Here is a 17,827-nt window from a genome sequence, read left to right on the forward strand (position 1 = left end):
CCCATGATCAGACATGCTTTGATTTTTTGGATTTCAATAGCTCTCGCAGCATTGGGTCTGGTAACACAATTTATGGCACGCGGTCTTTCTGCTTTGTCCATTTTCATTCTTCCTGCACTGCTGCTGGCGCTGCTGTATTACGCCTACAAGGTGCTACCGGGAAGAGTGGCAGGCGGTTCCGGACGGTCACGCACCAAAGTTAAACCATCTGCCAAGACGATGTCCAAGGTTGCCGGTATCCGCAAAACCCAGGCTTCACCAGGGAAGCGTAAAACCTATCCCTTCCAGGTGATTGAAGGCAGCAAGGGCAAAAACGACGATCAGCTTCCCAAATATCATTGAACTCCCGGCCGGCCGGCTAAGAATTCAAGTAACAAAAAGGCATCTCCACGTAGCCATTACGACGTGCGGGATGCCTTTTTGGGTTATAGTTTAGGGCCAGTAAGCTGATTAGGGTGAATATATGGGCGTGTACTATGAGGTGGCCGCCAATTTTTGAAGAAATCCGCTCCGGCAGCCAGTCCTGCAGCATAGATTGCATCACTCTGCTCCGGGGAGATATGAAATTGGGTGGTGGAAATGCCCAGTGTGGGAATTTTGACGGTACGTACGAATTTATCTGTCTCAATATAACGTTCATCATGGGCCGAGAGCATCGTCCCTACCATAGCCTGAAGCATGCTGAACGGCCCGGTGATGCGGTGTGGCTGCGGCTGTGTCTTACCGATCAACTGGTAGCCCACTGTGGGCGTACGGCGCTCTGGGGACTGGAATCCATCCTTCTTCTCATCAAACAGCCACAGCGGAAAATTGCTGAGCATCCCCCCGTCCACCATATACACAAACTGCTCGGCAAAAGACTTTCTCCGGGCTGCCTCTCCGTTCAGCCGCAGCATCACCGGATCGAAGAAGTAGGGAATGCTGCAGCTCATCCTCACAGCTTTGGCTACTTCAAAGGAATCTGGTGAAATCCCGTAGAGCTCCAGATCATCCGGCAGGACGACGATCCTCCCGTTAGTAATATCTGAAGCAATGACTGTCAGCCTGCCGCGCGGCAGATCACTGAATGTCACTACCCCCTTCTCCAGCAGAATGCCGCGGATCCAGGATTCGAGGGCCTGGCCCGAGTACAGACCTTTCTTGATCAGAACACGGATTGCCGGCCCTACTACCGCCGTGTTATACAGCGCTCCGCGCTTCAGAAAGGATGTGAAGGGCGTCTCCCTGATGATCCGGCTCATCGCCTCTCCGTTATAACCGGCGGCCAGCAGCGAAGCAATAATCGAGCCTGAAGAGGTTCCGGCTACTCTCCTGAAGGTCCGTCCTGCCCGCTCGGTCGCCTCCACCGCACCTGCGAGCGCAATCCCTTTCACTCCTCCGCCTTCAAAAACTGCGTTAATCTCCATACATAAGAGTCCCCCGTTCCATAGATCTTATTGCTTATCTATGAGCACGGGGGAATATTCATGACTGACTATGATTTGAAATAAAAGCTGAGCAGGCTGGCCAGGCCAAACGGATCACGGACCACAATATCATTGGCCCGGAACAGAATACTGCCGGAAACCTCGTCGTATTTCTCATTATATTTCAGCTGATTGATAATCTGATCTCCGCTCTGCCATTCCGCGGTTTGTTTGGTATCCCCTACTTTGTACGAAGCCAGGCCGATATACAGCTTGACGCCCGTGCCAGCGACCTCGTTCACCCACCAGTCGACCAGCTTGTCATAACGGGCGGCACTGAAAGAGAGACTCCAGTATACCTGCGGAGCCACATAGTCGACCCAGCCGCTCTTAATCCATGTGCGCACATCCGCATACATATCATCATACGCAGACACTCCTGCCGTAGTATCCGAGCCGGTGCTGTCCGCCTTTTTATTACGCCATACGCCAAACGGGCTGACGCCGAACGAAACCGCCGGCTTCACTGCATGAATCTCTGCTCCCAGCTGACGGATGAACTGATTGATATTATCCCGGCGCCAGTCTCCCTTGGTGGCGATCGCCTGAGAATTGTAAGTCTTGAATGCCGTGTCATCAGCAAAAGTTACGTTAGAGGGATAGAAATAATCATCCAGATGCACACCGTCGATGTCATACCCTCTGACCACTTCCATCACGGTGTCAATGATATGCTGCCGTGCTTCCGGAATGCCCGGATTTATGTACAGCTTACTGTCAGCTTTGACGATCCACTCGGGATGCAGCTTGGCGACATGGTTGGCGGCAAGCCCGGTGGTCTTATCATCTGTAGTTGCCCGGAACGGATTGAACCAGGCATGGAACTGCATGCCGCGTGAATGAGCGCTGCTAACCATATACTGAAGCGGATCATAGCCGGGTTCTTTCCCCTGGGTACCGCTCAGCACCTTGGACCAGGGAACAATCTGCGAAGGATATAGAGCATCTCCTGAGGGTCTGACCTGAACGAATACACTATTGAAACCGGCAGCCTGGAGCTTGTCCAGCATGCTGTCGAACTCTTTCTTTTGCTTGTCGGCATTGCCGGCCGAAGCCGTGGACGGCCAGTCCAGATTAAATACAGTAGACACCCACGCTCCCTTCATCGCCTTTCCAGTCTTGGCCCCGGGAATTGAAGGTACGGTTGGCGTAGGCACTGTCGGTGTTGGCACTACGGGCGTTGGTACGGATGGTGTGGACACTGCCGGAACAGACGGTGTTGAAGGTGTAGACGGCCCGCCAATTTCTATATTTGAATATAAGGCAATATGCTTCGTAGCCTGATTCCAGACCACCTGCAGCCCGAGCTGCTCGCTGACGAACCGCAGCGGCACCATCACCCGGCCCTGTGTAATCTGTACAGAGGTATCCAGACTGACTGAGGCATCGTTAACGATTGCGCTCTTGCTGCCGCTGGTCAGCTTCAGCACAGTATTCCCCTTGCTGATTGTAGCAGTCTTACTGGCCTGATCCCAGACCACACCGGCACCTAGTCCCTTACTGACAACCCCGACAGGGACCATAGTTACATTCGTCCGTGTAATATAAGGAGGAACATCCGTACTTAAGCTCTCTCCATCCAATTCAATCGAAATCTGCACCGAAGCAGCGCGCGCAGCTGTTGTCCACACAGGCAGACATAGCATAACCACCAGCAATCCTACTATCCATTTACGGTAATTCATAATTCCTCCCAGGTGTTGTAGTTATATAACAAAGAAACGGCCTTCTCGTCCTCGGAACAGGGAGAAGGCCGTTTCTTTGGTAAACGGAGTCCTTCCTTAGGTGAAAAAGGAACGGTATCCGTTTTGACGTAAAAAAACTGGAAAGGTTGCGCTAATCAAACAAAAAAAGCCACATTATGAATCGCTGGCCATTTCATGGTGAATATCGTATAAGGTCTGCAGACGTGCTTCATCCCGGCGGAAATACTCCACCAGCGTTTCGATCCGGGTGATGGAATCCCAGCTCAAATGATGCTCAATGCCTTCAACATCCTTATAAATATGTTCTTGCTGAACCCCAATTATCCCGAGGAATTCCTCCAGCAGCTGATGGCGGTCCACAAGACGTTTTCCCACTTTTTTCCCTTTGCTTGTTAGGACAAGCCCACGATATTTCTCATAGATGAGATATTCGTCCTTATCCAGTTTTTGGATCATCTTGGTCACAGAGGAGGGGTGTACTTCCAGTCCCTCAGCAATATCCGAGACCCGCGCATAACCCTTCTCGTCGATGAGCTTGTATATGCGCTCCAAATAATCCTCCATGCTGGGTGTTGGCATTAACTTTACCTCTTTTCTATAATGAGCGTGGCGATGGGGCCGGGCCTTGCTCTAACAATGATACATGTTTCTGCCGCTGCTTGGCAAGTCCTACACGTCTGCTGCTTCTCCGCTTAGCGATGTTTACCATGATTTCAATCGCCCGCTTAACGGCACAATAACGGTATCCTCATCTATAAGGAGCGTGAATTCATGAACGTTGTAACCCCTGAACGCCCTCCTGCCAAAAGAACGCGGAAGCCGACGGGCTTGTTCATTCCGGAGCTGGTTTTTTTTGAACCGGATGCTTTAAATTACCCCAAAGGGGAGCGGATTATGGAATGGGTCAAGGCCCGGAACATCCCCTTCCGAATGACGACATCACATAACCGGATTACCAATCTGCCCGGCGAAACTGAGGTCGAGCAGTACAAAATCGCCAAAAGAACACTCGTCGTCGGTCTCCGCAAAACGCTGACTTTTGACCAGTCGAAGCCGTCTGCCGATTACGCGATTCCGATTGCTACCGGCTGCATGGGCCACTGCCATTATTGCTATCTTCAAACCACCTTGGGTTCTAAGCCTTACATCCGCGTATACGTAAACACAGGGGACATCATCGACGCGGCCAAGAAATATATCAGCGAACGTGCCCCGGAGATCACCACCTTCGAAGCAGCCTGTACCTCAGACCCCCTGGGTCTGGAGCATATCACCGGATCGCTTACCGAGCTGATTGAATTCATGGCTGAAGAGCCGCTGGGAAGGCTGCGTTTCGTGACGAAGTATCAGCATGTCGAGCCATTGCTTGGCCTGAAGCATAACGGGCATACCCGCGTACGCTTCAGCGTGAATGCCGATTATGTTATCAAGAACTTTGAGCCGGCCACCTCGCGTTTCGAGGAGCGGATTGAGGCTGCCGGTCAGATTGCCCGTGCCGGTTATCCGCTGGGCTTCATCATCGCTCCAATTATCTGGCATGACGGCTGGGAAGAAGGCTATGCGGAGCTGCTGGAGAAGCTGGCCCGTACGCTGCCGCCTGGGATAGGCAAAGGGCTGACCTTTGAGATGATCCAGCACCGCTTCACCAAGACAGCCAAGACCGTGATCGAGAAACGTTATCCGAAATCAAAGCTGGAGATGGATATCGAGAAGCGCAAAAAGAAATGGGGCAAGTGGGGACAGAACAAATATGTCTATCCCGATGAACAGCAAACCGCCCTGCGCGAATTCATCACAGAGCGGATTTTTGAACATTTTCCCGAAGCGGCTATTGATTATTTCACTTAAAAGCAGGCTTAAAAAATCAGCCAGCCCGGCGTGACCCCCTGCAGCCATATCGTAATCCGGAACATCTGGTCGGTGAACAGCAGAATCCCCATAAACACCATCAGTCCGCCGCCCAGCTTCATCAGCAGATTGGAGTATTTCAGAATCTTCCGCGCGCCGCCCAGGAAAAAAGCGAGTCCGAAGAACGGCAGCGCAAACCCGATACTGTACGCCGTAATCATCGTAAACCAGGTTCCCGGATCACTGGCGGACAGGGCGATAATCGCTGTCAAAATGGGACCGATGCATGGTGACCAGCCCGCTGAGAAGCCAATGCCAAAGATAAACGAACCCAAGTACCCGGCAGGCTTCCATTTCAGCTCCAGCTTGCGCTCCCGGAGCAGAAACTGCGGCTGAAAGATACCGAGCAGAAACAGCCCCATCACAATAATCAGAATAGCCGACAACTGGCGGATCAGATCCCGCTGGCCGTTGAAGAATTCTCCAAACAGTCCGGCGCCGAAACCAAGGGTATAGAAAACAGCCGAAAAGCCCAGTATAAAGGCCAGCGTATGCGAGAGGGTCCGGAAACGGACCTCTTTGCTGTTGCTTCCGCTCTTCAGCTCCTGCACTGATAATCCGGTAATATACGATAGATAAGAAGGGTAGAGCGGCAGACAGCAAGGCGAAATGAATGACGCCACTCCGGCGGCAAAAGCGATTCCTGCATTCAGGTTGGACACTGGGCGCTTCTCTCCTTCCCTATTCGGGTTCACTTTACGTAGGCTGTATTTATAAGCATATGTAGTGGAGGCCTGTTAGAGCTTAAGTGTCTAGGCCGGCAGACCTTTTTTGCCGATTAGTGTTAATGTCAGCAGTGCAATCAGCAGCAGGACAATCGTGGCTCCCGGAGCCAGATTCCACACACCTGCAATGACTAGTCCGCCGACTACGGCGATCTCGGCAATGATCACGGACAGAATGACCGAAGACTTGAAGCTGCGTGACAGCAGCAGGCTGATCGCCACAGGAATGGTCAGCAGCGCAGATACCAGCAGCGAGCCGACAATCTTAATCGCCGTACTGATTACAAGCGCGGTCAATACGGTAATCAGCATATTAAGCAGCTTCACCGGCAGTCCGCTGACACTGGCTGCATCCTCCTCAAAGCTGAGCAGGAAGAACTCTTTGAAGAACAGCGATACTACAACCACAACCGCAATGGTTACGATTCCAACCACAATCAGATCGGTGTTATTCAGCGTATAAATGCTGCCGAACAGGTAACTCATCACATCCGCATTATAGCCTTTGCCCAGGGTGAAAAAAAGCGAAGCCAGCGCCACCCCGCCCGACATGATGATGGCAATGGACAGCTCGGCGTAGCTTTTATAAGCCTTGCGCAGCTTCTCAATGGCAAACGAGGCCACTACGGCGAAGATCAGCCCCGCCCCGAGCGGGTAAAAGCCGGTCAGGAAGCCTAGCGCCACCCCGGCGATCGTAACATGCGCCAGCGTATCTCCGATCATTGACAGGCGCCGCAGCACCAGAAACACGCCTATCAGCGGTGCGGTAATCCCAATCATCAGGCCGCCGGCCAGCGCCCGCTGGAAAAAGTCACTAAATAATATTTCCAAGATATTTTTTCTCCTTTTATGATCAAACCTTTTCGAGTGAAACTTTAGATCGAAACATTTAGATCAAAACCTTTGGATCCAGACCTTTTCGATCAAAACCTTTTCGATCAAAACCTTTTCGATCAAAACCTTTTCGATCAAAACCTTTTCGATCCCACCCAAACCCTCCCTTCCAAGGGAGGGCCCCAAGGGCTCTGCCCTCTGGACACCCGTTTAAGTGCAATTGGCGTGGGACGGCAGACTTTCGCTTCTTAGGGACGTTGAGGCAGGACCGCTTTTCCTCCCTGCGGGATACGCTTAACATTTGGTGGGATTTAACTACGCATTAAAGTCAAAATCAAGTTCAAAAGATAAGAGCAAAGCGAAGGCCGGCCTATGTTGTACAATGGACGACCCAGGGTACAACTAAGACTGGGCTTCAGAACCTTGTCGTAGTAATCAAACCGTTTAAATGTACTTTGTACAACTATTTGTCGAATTTAGAACCAAATCAGGAAAATAAGTGTATTTCATATAATTATAACGAGTGGTAAGCGGCTTTTCGCCTGTTTTCCGCAAATATAAGTGTACGAAATACAGTTATAGCTTAAATCCGCGCCTACAACCTAATAATAACTGTACGAAATACAGCTATTTTTAGGATGCATGAGAAGCTGACTTTCCAGAATGTCTGAACACCTCTGCGTCCCCTTTTTTCAAGAGAGTGTATGCTGCAGATTATCAACAACGCAGTCCTGAACATCATGAGAATGGCGGCAATAGAAATTAATCTTGCCGTTCTTCTGCACCGGCTCGTTGCCGAGATAGTTCTTAATCATGTCAATGTCATGCGATACCATCAGGAAAGTCATATGGTGATGGGCATGCATATGCATGATCAGGTCGAAGAATCCGGCCTGCGTCTCGGCATCAATACCGACGGTAGGCTCATCAAGGATCAGCAGATCCGGATGGTTGATCAGCGCGCGGGCCAAGAAGACACGCTGCTGCTGGCCGCCGGATAGCTGCCCGACTCTTTTCTCCGCGATATCCTGAATCCGCATCACTTCAAGCGCATCCTCACACTGGCGGTGCTGGGCTTTGGACACGCGGCGGATCAGATTCTTGTTGTTGTACAGCCCTGATAATACTACCTCGCGCACAGTAGCCGGGAACAGCGGATTGAAGGCATTCTTCTGCGGAACATAACCGATCCGTTCCCAGTCCTTGAACTTCCGGACCGGCTGGCCGAATAATTTGATCTCCCCGCTGGTAGCAGGCAGCAGACCGACAATCATCTTGAGCAGCGTAGTCTTGCCGGCTCCGTTAGAACCGATGATGCCGAGGAAATCACGTTCTTTCACTGTATAATTCAAGTTAGAGATTACCTTCTGTTCCCCGTAGGAGAAGGACAAATCCTGTATTTCGATCATATGCTGATGGCAGTCCAGGGATACCGGTTGCATGTGAGGCACCGCCTTTCACTTATACTTTCCTTATTATTGTAAAGCCAGAATGAGATTTTGCAAATTTTTCTCCATTAGCGTGAAATAGTTGTCGCCATTCTTATCCTGGGCTTCAGTCAGTCCCTCTACCGGATTCAGCACCATAGTGGACACGCCGGTTTCACTAGCGAGTGTTTTGGCCAGCTTATCGGATACGAGCTCTTCGAAGAAAATGTAACGGATACCCTCTTCTTTGACCAACGCCGCCAGATCCAGCAGATCCTGTCCCCGCGGCTCGGCATCCGGTGACAGCCCCATAATGGCGTGCTGTGACAGACCATAATCACGCGCCAGATACGAAAAAGCCTGATGGGAGACTACGATCTCCTTATTAGGCAGCTTGCCCAGTTCTTCCGTAAACCTGCTGTCGAGGGCACTCAGACGATCGGTAAGCTTCTGGTAACGCTCCTCATAACCCGCTGAATGCTCGGGATCTACAGATTGCAGGCTGTCCTTAATATTCTTCGCCATCACCAGCGCCGATTTCGGACTTACCCAGGTATGCGGGTCCGTGTGCAGGCTATCGTTGTGCTCTGCCCCCTCTTCCTCATTACCATGATCATGACCGTCTTCCTCATCGGTCATAATCAGATCAACCCCACGGCTGACTTCTACAGCCTTGGCTTCACTGTCACTGTCGAGGCTCTTGAGGAAATTGGGCACCCAGCCCTCCAGTCCTGCTCCGTTATAGAGGAACAGCTGTGCCTTGGAGGTATTAATAATATCCTGGCTGCGCGGTGTCCAGTCATGCGGCTCTACCCCCACCGGAAGCAGATTGATCGCATTGATATCTTCCCCGCCGATTTCACTGGCAAATTCATATATAGGATAAAAAGTAGTAATGACATTCACTTTTCCCTCGACAATACTTCCGCTGCTCTTAGGTCCGCATGCGGCAAGCATCATTAGCAGCAGTAAGGTAACAACGAGCAAAAACCCTTTGTGCAAGCTTCTATATAACATTTCTCTATCGACCCCTTAAATCGTAAAATTTACTATGAGAATTATAATAGTAATCGTTACGATAAGTCAACTCTGATCTTCCAGCCAGCCTCGCCATAGTTGGACTGAACCCGCTTATACTTAGGGTCAATACCTATTACTCTGTATACCTATATTTACACTAAAACAATCCCCGCTGCATTAGGCACACGGGGATCGTTCAGATCATTCAACTATGCAGCTTGTCTTATTTCACAATAGCTCCGTTCGGCATGCTGTCCGGCACGGTGGCGATCGTCAGCTGGTCGCCCTTGGAGGCTGCCAGGATCATCCCCTGCGACAGCTCACCGCGCAGCTTCACCGGCTTCAGGTTCACGATGCAGATCACCTTGCGTCCCACCAGCTCTTCCGGTGTGTAGAACTTGGCAATGCCGGATACGACCTGGCGTTGTTCGTATCCAAGATCGAGCTGCAGCTTCAGCAGCTTGTCCGCCTTCTTCACCGGCTCGGCGGCGATTACCTGGGCTACGCGCAGCTCCGCTTTGGCGAAATCGTCGATGCCGATTTCTTCCTTATGCTCCTCTTCCTCCGGACCCTCAGCAGCCGCATCCGGGGTCACAGCAGCCCCTGCAGGCGCAGCTTCAGCAGCTGCTTCTGCCGGCTTGCCGGCTCCCATCGCTTCGGCGATGTACGCCACCTCCTGCGCCACATCCAGGCGCGGGAAGATCGGGTCGCCCTTCGCAAGCCGGGTTCCCGCTGGAATCAGGCCGAATGATTTGCCGCTCTCCCAAGTGGTCAGCTCGCCCGGCTGAATGCCCAGCTGCTCCCAGATCTTCGCCGGAGCACCGGTCAGGAACGGCTGCAGCAGGATGGACGCGGTGCGCAGTCCTTCGACCAGATGTCTCATCACCGAAGCCAGCTCACCGGTTCTGCTCTCATCCTTAGCCAGCACCCACGGCTGCGTTTCGTCAATATATTTGTTCGTACGGCTGATCAGCGCGCCAATTGCGGTCAGGGCTACGGAGAATTCCATTTTCTCCATCGCTTCTTCTACTTTGACATAGGTGCTCTGTACAACTGCTTCAAGTTCTCCGTCAAATGCCGTCACCTGGCCTGCATAAGCCGGGAGCTCCCCGCCGAAATATTTCTCAACCATTGCCCCGGTCCGGTTCAGCAGATTGCCGAGATCGTTGGCCAGATCATAGTTGATGCGGTCCACGAAGCTCTCCGGCGTGAAGGTTCCGTCTGATCCGAAGGGAACCTCGCGCAGCAGATAATAACGCAGGGCGTCCAGACCATAGCGGTCAATTAAGGTAACCGGATCAACGACATTGCCTTTGGACTTGGACATTTTACCGTCCTTCATCAGCAGCCAGCCATGGGCGAACACCTTTTTCGGCAGCGGCTCACCCAGCGCCATCAGAATGATCGGCCAGTAAATCGTATGGAAACGGACAATTTCCTTACCGACGATATGCACATCCGCAGGCCAGAACTTATCATACAGGCTGCGGTCTTCCGAGCCATAGCCGAGAGCTGTAATGTAGTTGGTAAGCGCATCGATCCATACGTAGACTACATGCTTCTCATCACCTTTTACCTTAACGCCCCAGTCAAAGGTTGTTCGGGATACGGCCAGATCCTCAAGGCCCGGCTTGATAAAGTTGTTAATCATCTCATTCTTGCGCGATTCCGGCAGGATAAATTCCGGATTCTCCTCGTAGAACTGCAGCAGGCGGTCCGCATATTTGCTCATGCGGAAGAAGTAGCTTTCTTCCTTGACTAGTTCAACCGGATGTCCGCTGTCCGGACTTTTGCCGCCGGTAATATTGCCGTCAGCATCGCGTTCAATGTCCACCAGCTGTGTCTCGGTGTAGAAGGTCTCATCCGAAATGCAATACCAGCCTTCGTATTCCCCTTTGTAGATGTCGCCCTGCTTCAGCAGGCGGTCAAAAATATCCGCCACCACTTTCTTGTGACGCTCCTCGGTGGTACGGATAAAGTCATCATTGGAGATGTCCAGCTTCTTCCACAGGTCCTTAATGCCCACCACAATCCCGTCAACGAACTCCTGGGGGGTCTTGCCTGCCTTGCCTGCCTTCTCTTCAATCTTCTGCCCATGCTCGTCTGTTCCTGTCAGATAGCGCACCTCATAGCCGCGCAGACGCTTGTAGCGGGCCATTGCATCACCGGCTACTGTCGAATACGCATGTCCAATGTGCAGCTTGTCGCTCGGATAATAGATCGGTGTAGTTAAATAAAAGGTTTTGTTCTCACTCATTCTCTTGTCATCCCTTCATTATACCTTCTCATATTTACACATCCTGACGCAAAAAACTCCCGCCCCTATATGGGGCGAGAGTAAACTCACGCGATACCACCCAAAGTTCCCCGGCTCCTCACAGAGCACAGGCTTCGCCAGTCCCTTGCGGAACTGTCCATTAACGCTGGAACACGCCGTTATCTTACGCAAGCCGCAACTTCCAGCTTCCGCTCGAACACAGTTCCTCCCGGACCATATTCAATCTGGCGTCCCATACCGGCTTCCATCAGCCCCGGCTCTCTGTAATGGTTGTCCACATTTACTCATCCGTTCCTCGGAATATTGCTTATTATTCAAAATATACCCATCACAGCGGCTCATGTCAAGTCGTATGAACAGGCTTATCTCCTGGTGATTGCTCTTTCCGCGGCGGCACCGGGTCCAGCCCTCCCGGATGAAAGGGATGGCAGCGGGCAATCCGCCTTGCAGCCAGCCACGAACCCTTCAGCGGTCCATGGACCTCAATAGCTTCAAGCGCATAGGCTGAACAAGTCGGATAAAACCGGCAGGTTGCCGGCTTAAGCGGCGATATGAACCTGCGGTAGACCCGGATTGGAGCCTGAACCGTTCTTCTTAAGGTAGTCATATTCAGCGGCCTTCTTTGCCGTGAGCAGCTACGGCTGACTCTTCTTCGCGGCCCTGTTCACAGTCCTTGCAGTAACCGAACACCTCAAATTTATGCTTGACCACCCGGAATTGATCCGGTGTATCTGTTAAATTCATCGGACAGAAATGAATAGGGTAAGTCTTCATACATTGAAGACAAATCATATGATGATGATGGTGATCCTGACTGCAGCTTGCTTTGAATTTGACGCCGTCTTCAAAGACAATCTGCTCCAGCACACCAAGCTCCTCCATGACACGCAGGTTGCGGTAGACCGTATCGAAGCTGAGTCCGCTGTATTTGCGGCCCATATGCTCATATACATCCTTCGCAGACAAATATCCCGTATTCTCGCCGAATAACCTGGCAAGCGTTTTGCGCTGATCGGTGATTCGCAGTCCCTGCCCCGACATGGCTTCCAGTATTTGTTCTGTCGACAGCATTCGCTCATCTCCCATAACATAGGTCGTTTGTATTGCACTCTCTTTATAATGCCCCAAAAGCACTGCCCCGTCAATGAAGTGTGCCTCCGGCCCTTAAGGAACGGCCCTTCCTCATGTAAAGATGATCATAATCCAAAGAAACAGCCGCTCCATCAGGAACGGCTGTCTAACAGGTGCTTTTATTTATTTTTTGGCCGGAAGCGGAGTAAACACAAAGTTTACAGGCAGATTACTGCCGGAAGCTACGGAGAAGGTAATATCAACCGGACCTTCATATTCGCCGGTGCGGAATATTACTGCATTCATGTCCGAGCTGGATAAGCTTCCCTTATTCGGCAGATTCACAATCGTTCCGTTCACCAGTACAGAACCCAGATAATTACCTCCACGCGGGTTGAAGGTGATCAGTGTGTTCGCTGCCACACGGTCCAGAACGATTTTGTACAGTACACCGAAGTTGCCGGAATTGGAAGCTTCGGTTCCAGTCATCGGGTCAATACCAATCAGATTGAGGTCATTTTTATTATCCCCCAGAATCAGCTTGGATTGCGTTGTGCCAACCAGATCAGTCACATTAATGATGCGTGTTGAATCCGGATACGTTCCCCGGTTATGCACACCATCGCGGTCAAGAATTGGCAGTGTCGGCAGCACAGCTACCGGATCTTTAGTCTCTTCAACCATTACCACATTATATAGAATAGGGTAATCACTAACCAGATCGGCGCTGAGTGAAAGCACTTCTTTCGGTTTCATAGCAATCTTATTCAGATCTGTCAGAATAGGTACACTTTGACCCGGCTGCAGGATGATTTGGGCTTTGCTTGAACCTGTAATCATGGAATTGTAGTATTTCTGAATCGAAATTCTGCCCGTATATTCCGGAGAAGTTACCGGACCGGCAATACCTGAGTATTCGGTCGAAATCGTCGCCGGATATATGCCGTTGTTCGTAGCGATCACATACAGCTTCTGTCGTGTAGTCATATTGTTCATATGATGCACCAGGAAACGTGTCTTCCCTACGGAAGTCTCGCGATACAGAACGCCTTCGGTATTAACCGTTTCAGGGCTGTTACTGCGGATCAGCGTATAGCTGTCAGACGACAGATTATACGGCAGGTTCGGAAGTCCCGGGATTAGTCCACCATCAAACGTCAGCACATCGCCGGGAATAGTGAACAGCTTTGCTACTTCATCCTGGGTATACAGCTGTTCGCTTGTAATGTTAATCGTTTTCTCAAAAGTACTGCTAAGACCATGCTTATCCGTTACCGTCAGCTGGATGGACGTAGGACCCGGGTTAAAGTAGGCCAGGCCACGGTTGCTCCAAGTGGTGGTCAATTCTTCATATTCGGGGTCGTAGCTGGTATCCGTCAGAATTACCGGCTCACCCATTTTGTATTCATCTTTGTCAGTCGTGAACTGAGCCACAGGCGGCTGATTCGGCTGCAGCACCTGGATCGTTACAGAATAAGGATCACTCCACAGATTATTTGCATCACGTACAGAATACGTAACGGTATAGAATCCCGGCTGATCGTACATATCCAGCTTGTTGCCGCCCCATTGTTCTTCAGCCATCGGCGTGCCATTTGGTGAAGAATAGGAAGTTACATAATTCACTATTGTCTGACCGGCATAAATTTCAGTCGGCTGAACCTTGAAAGAAGCGGTCGGCTTTGTATTCAGCGTAAGAATGACACGCTTCTGTACATTGTCCACCGTATAAGGAATATTCAGCGCATACGTAATGGAGGTTAAAGGAACCATGAAGGTGCCCTTGAACTGGTAGGCCGGGCCTTTCATTGTATTCTTGGCGCCATTTACCGTATAGATCTTACTGTCGGTCTTGAAGCGCATAATACTGGTACCTTTAGTAACAATAACTTCCTTGGTTTTGTAGTCGTAGGTATAGCTTACTCCGACCATTTCCACCATTGCACGGATCGATACATACGAGACCCCGTTCTTGACAGCCATCGGCTGGTTGGCAGTATACGGTGTACCGTTTCTGTACATTTTGTTGCTGTTCATCATCAGGATGAGCTGGCCGCCAGTGGCGGAGGTGGTCAGACCTGCAGTTGTTGTCGGCTGCAACACTTGAGTACTGCCAGGAAGCGGGGTAGCCGTTGGAACAGCCGCGTCTGTTGAAACAGCGCCATCAATAGGAGCCTGGGTCACTGCCGGAATTGGTGTTGCAGTTGCTGCCGGCACTGCAGGAACTGCTGTTGCTGCCGGGACCGGTGTTGGTGTTGGCGTAACCGTACCTGCAGGCGCCTCAGTAACTAATGGAGGCAACGGATCTGTAGCCGAGGGCTCCTCCTGTGTTACAACCGTCTGTGTGGTATTCACCGCTGCGGCAACGTTGCCAGTGGTACTTTGTGTGCTGGCAGGGATTGCAAAGGCCGGAACCGCTGCTGCGGTTTGTGACACGGCCAATACTGCCACTAAGATCATTTTTTTCAAATTCATTGTACGACTCCTTCTGCTCCCAATTGTAGTGTATAAGGCGTTATCTTTCTTTCTTCACCTTATATTCCCCGCAAAAACGCAACCGTCCTCTACAGGACGGCAGAATTTTTTGCCACGTTCATTTTACAAAACATAGTATTAGACGCAAGCAACTCCGAAAAGTTTCATTCTGTGTAAAGAAAAATCAAGCATTATCCATTTATTTCTATTGGCTATCCATCTTCATAAAAAAAGATCGTCCCCTTCCCGGGACAATCTTAGTGTACGCTGCCGAAATTGCCTTTACCATTAACGGACTTCGGCTGCTTTGTATTTATCGCGGTATTCCTTGGGGGACATTCCCGTCTGTTTCTGGAACACCTTGGTGAAGTAACGCCGTTCCTGATAGCCCACTCCGGAGCTGATGGCAGTGATGCTTTTATCGCTGCTGGCGAGCATGAATTTGGCGGCTTCAATCCGCTGTAAGGTAACATACTCCACGAAGGTCATCGCAAAGCGGTTCTTGAAGAGCAGGCAGAAATAGCTGCTGCTGATACCAATTCTATTCGCCACCTCTTCAATGCCAAGGTCATAGTTCAGCCGTTCGGTAATATATTGTGCAGCCTGGTTCATCAATTGATCCGGTGTTTTTTTGGCGGAATCCTCGGGAACAGGCATCTCCTGAAACAAGGGAATACTGTTATACAGTTTATCCTTGTATTGTTTACTGCGGATCCGTGCTCCGATCTCCCTCACCTTGTTGCCAAGCTCCTCATAATGTATCGGCTTGCAGATATATTCCTTCACCCCGAGACGGATGGCCTCGCGCGCATAATCAAACTCCTGATACCCGCTGAGCAGCAGCACTTCACTCTCCAGCCCCATCTCACGCAGCTTGCCGATGAACGTAAGTCCGTCCATCACCGGCATCCGGATGTCACACAGCACCAGATCCGGCGCTTCCTCTTCAGCGAGGCGCAGTGCTTCCATACCGCTGCGGGCCATCCCCGTTACTTCCATCCCCATGTCCTGCCAAGGCAGTACTTTGTTGAGATTGTTCAGGATAGGCGCCTCATCGTCAACCAATAATACTTTTAGCATAATGATCTTCCCCCTGCCCGTATTTAGGTATGACGCACTGGATAATCGTTCCCTCACCAGGACTCGCACAGATGAAAATCCCATATCTGCCGCCGTACTCTATACGGATGCGGTCTGCTACACTGCGTACGCCAAGCCCCCTCCGCTCCAGGTGAATTCCGTGTTCCGGTTTGCCTTCAGGCTTCTGCTCTGCCGGATCGTTAACCATATACTGAAACATGGACAGCTGGGACGGAGTCATGCCGATCCCGTTATCCTGAATCCGCAGGATCAGATTCCCCCGGTCTTCCCAGACCTTAACACTTACCAGACCTTTGTAACTGATACCTTCAAAACCATGCTGAATACTGTTCTCTACCAGCGGCTGCAGCGTAAGCTTCAGAATCCCGCAGCCCAGCAGCTCCTCCGGAACCTCAAGCTCATAGTCAAACAGATCCTCGAACCGGAATTTCTGGATATCGAGATAATTGCGCAGATGCTTAACCTCTTCCTCCAGCGTAATTTCGTCCCTGTCCTGGATGCTGATCCGTAGAATACTGGCCAGCCTGTAGACCATCTCACTGACCTTTCGCCCTTCATTCTGCACGGCCAGCACATTAATGGACTCCAGTGTATTGAACAGAAAATGCGGTTTGATCTGCGCCTGCAGCACGCGCATTTCCGCCTGGTTTTTGCGCCGCTGCTCTTCATGGACCCGGTTAAAGAGCGAATTGATTTTGTCCATAAGATCATTGAAGCCCCGGGCCAGCAGCGTCATTTCGTCACTGCCCTTCTCTTCAACCCGGGTTGTCAGGTCACCATCCTCCACCCGCCGCATGAAGCGCACGATCACAGCAATCCCGCCCGTAATCCGGTTCATGAAGAACAGGTTGAAGATCACTGCACCCAGTAAGCACAGGAACATCACAACCACAAACCAGCGGGCAAATACGGTTACTTCATGAGACAACGAGCCCCACGAGGTCACAGAAACCAGACTCCAGGGATATTCCTTCAGGTGATAGACTGACAGAATACTCTTTTCACCGTCAAATTGGGTTCTGTAGCTCTGGAAGCCCGGCTTGAACGTAATATCCTTCGTAGTGAAATCGCGGAAATCCTGTCCGTCCAGCTTCCTGTCCGGGTCAAGCAGGATCATACCGTCATCGTTGACCAGCATAAAAGACACCTTCTGATTGCTGTCCCCGATCTTGAGATTGCGGAATATCGATTCGAACTCCCAGTTCTTGATCTGGACTACCAGAATACCGATGTTCTGAAAAAAGCTAAGCTCCTTGATAAGCCGGATCTGCGTAAATACAGCCTCCGTTCCCGTCAGTTCGGGATACTCATGCGGAGCCAGCCATTTCGGAACGCCGTTAAGCTTCATAACCTCCTGGTAGAGATCACTTCCTTTGAACTTATCATAGGGGAGTGTGCGGAAATTTTCTTTGTTGAATACCGATACGATCTCCGAGCTGCCTTTTCCATTAAAATTATACAGAAACGCATAGCTGATCGACGGATGGTTATAGAGCAGACTACGGAAATTGCGCTGGCTGGCATTCAGGCTTAGCTGCTCGGCATCGGTCAAATCCTGTTTGGAGGGATCATCCGCACTGAGCGCCATATGAAACACCGAGGTGGCAATTCCGTTGTCTGTCACATTGTCCATATCCTTAAAAACATTAGAAATGCTGTAACTGATCGCCTTAAGCGAGTATTCGGATTGCTGGCTGTACTTCTTCTCTATCGAATTATAAGTGACGAAGAACATAATCATGCCAAGAATGAATAAGGGAATGATAATCAGGCCCAGAAATGCCGTAAATAATTTGTAGCGCAAATTCATCGGCCC

15 protein-coding genes are annotated in these 17,827 nt (G+C 50.8%); 2 read left to right on the plus strand and 13 right to left on the minus strand.

Annotated features, from left to right (window positions below; all coding sequences use genetic code 11):
- Positions 1-3 precede the first annotated feature (3 nt).
- Positions 4-342 (plus strand): hypothetical protein, encoded by a 339-nt coding sequence (locus PBOR_RS23710; protein ID WP_042215970.1) that lies wholly within the window; start codon positions 4-6, stop codon positions 340-342.
- Between the two features lie 83 nt (positions 343-425).
- Here PBOR_RS23710 and PBOR_RS23715 read toward each other — a convergent pair whose 3' ends face one another.
- The 3 genes from PBOR_RS23715 to mntR form a co-directional block, all read right to left on the minus strand.
- Positions 426-1,406, minus strand: coding sequence for a patatin-like phospholipase family protein (locus tag PBOR_RS23715; protein WP_042215971.1), 981 nt, complete (start codon positions 1,404-1,406; stop codon positions 426-428).
- 68 nt (positions 1,407-1,474) lie between these two features.
- Positions 1,475-3,151, minus strand: coding sequence for a family 10 glycosylhydrolase (locus PBOR_RS23720; RefSeq protein WP_042215973.1), 1,677 nt, complete (start codon positions 3,149-3,151; stop codon positions 1,475-1,477).
- A gap of 174 nt (positions 3,152-3,325) precedes the next feature.
- A complete protein-coding gene (gene mntR, locus PBOR_RS23725; protein ID WP_042215975.1) occupies positions 3,326-3,751 on the minus strand; it encodes a transcriptional regulator MntR in 426 nt (141 codons plus the stop codon).
- A gap of 192 nt (positions 3,752-3,943) precedes the next feature.
- Here mntR and splB point away from each other — a divergent pair, with 192 nt between their 5' ends.
- The gene (splB, locus tag PBOR_RS23730; protein ID WP_042215977.1) at positions 3,944-5,020 is read left to right on the plus strand and encodes a spore photoproduct lyase; all 1,077 of its coding nucleotides are present in this window, start codon (positions 3,944-3,946) and stop codon (positions 5,018-5,020) included.
- Positions 5,021-5,028: 8 nt separating this feature from the next.
- Here splB and PBOR_RS23735 read toward each other — a convergent pair whose 3' ends face one another.
- The 10 genes from PBOR_RS23735 to PBOR_RS23780 form a co-directional block, all read right to left on the minus strand.
- Positions 5,029-5,742, minus strand: a complete 714-nt coding sequence (locus PBOR_RS23735; protein WP_042215979.1) for a cytochrome c biogenesis CcdA family protein — start codon at positions 5,740-5,742, stop codon at positions 5,029-5,031.
- Positions 5,743-5,832: 90 nt separating this feature from the next.
- Positions 5,833-6,636 (minus strand): metal ABC transporter permease, encoded by an 804-nt coding sequence (locus PBOR_RS23740; RefSeq protein ID WP_042138749.1) that lies wholly within the window; start codon positions 6,634-6,636, stop codon positions 5,833-5,835.
- 695 nt (positions 6,637-7,331) lie between these two features.
- The gene (locus PBOR_RS23745; RefSeq protein ID WP_042215981.1) at positions 7,332-8,081 is read right to left on the minus strand and encodes a metal ABC transporter ATP-binding protein; all 750 of its coding nucleotides are present in this window, start codon (positions 8,079-8,081) and stop codon (positions 7,332-7,334) included.
- Between the two features lie 33 nt (positions 8,082-8,114).
- Positions 8,115-9,083 carry a metal ABC transporter solute-binding protein, Zn/Mn family gene (locus PBOR_RS23750; protein ID WP_042215983.1) on the minus strand — a complete coding sequence of 323 codons (969 nt, stop codon included), beginning with the start codon at positions 9,081-9,083 and terminating at the stop codon, positions 8,115-8,117.
- Positions 9,084-9,309: 226 nt separating this feature from the next.
- Positions 9,310-11,343 (minus strand): methionine--tRNA ligase, encoded by a 2,034-nt coding sequence (gene metG, locus PBOR_RS23755; protein ID WP_042215985.1) that lies wholly within the window; start codon positions 11,341-11,343, stop codon positions 9,310-9,312.
- 364 nt (positions 11,344-11,707) lie between these two features.
- Positions 11,708-11,971, minus strand: coding sequence for a membrane protein insertion efficiency factor YidD (gene yidD, locus PBOR_RS23760; protein ID WP_042215987.1), 264 nt, complete (start codon positions 11,969-11,971; stop codon positions 11,708-11,710).
- 2 nt (positions 11,972-11,973) lie between these two features.
- On the minus strand, positions 11,974-12,435 hold the full coding sequence (locus PBOR_RS23765) for a Fur family transcriptional regulator (RefSeq protein WP_039295454.1): 462 nt from the start codon (positions 12,433-12,435) through the stop codon (positions 11,974-11,976).
- Between the two features lie 183 nt (positions 12,436-12,618).
- Positions 12,619-14,910 (minus strand): copper amine oxidase N-terminal domain-containing protein, encoded by a 2,292-nt coding sequence (locus PBOR_RS23770; RefSeq protein WP_042215989.1) that lies wholly within the window; start codon positions 14,908-14,910, stop codon positions 12,619-12,621.
- 288 nt (positions 14,911-15,198) lie between these two features.
- Positions 15,199-15,990 carry a response regulator transcription factor gene (locus tag PBOR_RS23775; protein ID WP_042215991.1) on the minus strand — a complete coding sequence of 264 codons (792 nt, stop codon included), beginning with the start codon at positions 15,988-15,990 and terminating at the stop codon, positions 15,199-15,201.
- The gene (locus PBOR_RS23780; protein WP_042215992.1) at positions 15,968-17,821 is read right to left on the minus strand and encodes a cache domain-containing sensor histidine kinase; all 1,854 of its coding nucleotides are present in this window, start codon (positions 17,819-17,821) and stop codon (positions 15,968-15,970) included. The genes PBOR_RS23775 and PBOR_RS23780 overlap by 23 nt, the downstream gene beginning before the upstream one ends.
- Positions 17,822-17,827 lie beyond the last annotated feature (6 nt).

Origin of the sequence: Paenibacillus borealis (assembly GCF_000758665.1) — a bacterium.
Classification (GTDB): domain Bacteria; phylum Bacillota; class Bacilli; order Paenibacillales; family Paenibacillaceae; genus Paenibacillus_AQ; species Paenibacillus_AQ borealis.

Coding starts and splice junctions, on each gene's coding strand:
- PBOR_RS23710 (WP_042215970.1), top strand. CDS start 4: ATGATCAGACATGCTTTGATTTTTTGGATTTCAATAGCTCTCGCAGCA.
- yidD (WP_042215987.1), bottom strand. CDS start 11,971: ATGACTACCTTAAGAAGAACGGTTCAGGCTCCAATCCGGGTCTACCGC.
- PBOR_RS23745 (WP_042215981.1), bottom strand. CDS start 8,081: ATGCAACCGGTATCCCTGGACTGCCATCAGCATATGATCGAAATACAG.
- metG (WP_042215985.1), bottom strand. CDS start 11,343: ATGAGTGAGAACAAAACCTTTTATTTAACTACACCGATCTATTATCCG.
- PBOR_RS23770 (WP_042215989.1), bottom strand. CDS start 14,910: ATGAATTTGAAAAAAATGATCTTAGTGGCAGTATTGGCCGTGTCACAA.
- splB (WP_042215977.1), top strand. CDS start 3,944: ATGAACGTTGTAACCCCTGAACGCCCTCCTGCCAAAAGAACGCGGAAG.
- PBOR_RS23775 (WP_042215991.1), bottom strand. CDS start 15,990: ATGCTAAAAGTATTATTGGTTGACGATGAGGCGCCTATCCTGAACAAT.
- PBOR_RS23720 (WP_042215973.1), bottom strand. CDS start 3,151: ATGAATTACCGTAAATGGATAGTAGGATTGCTGGTGGTTATGCTATGT.
- PBOR_RS23765 (WP_039295454.1), bottom strand. CDS start 12,435: ATGCTGTCGACAGAACAAATACTGGAAGCCATGTCGGGGCAGGGACTG.
- PBOR_RS23750 (WP_042215983.1), bottom strand. CDS start 9,083: ATGTTATATAGAAGCTTGCACAAAGGGTTTTTGCTCGTTGTTACCTTA.
- PBOR_RS23780 (WP_042215992.1), bottom strand. CDS start 17,821: ATGAATTTGCGCTACAAATTATTTACGGCATTTCTGGGCCTGATTATC.
- PBOR_RS23715 (WP_042215971.1), bottom strand. CDS start 1,406: ATGGAGATTAACGCAGTTTTTGAAGGCGGAGGAGTGAAAGGGATTGCG.
- mntR (WP_042215975.1), bottom strand. CDS start 3,751: ATGCCAACACCCAGCATGGAGGATTATTTGGAGCGCATATACAAGCTC.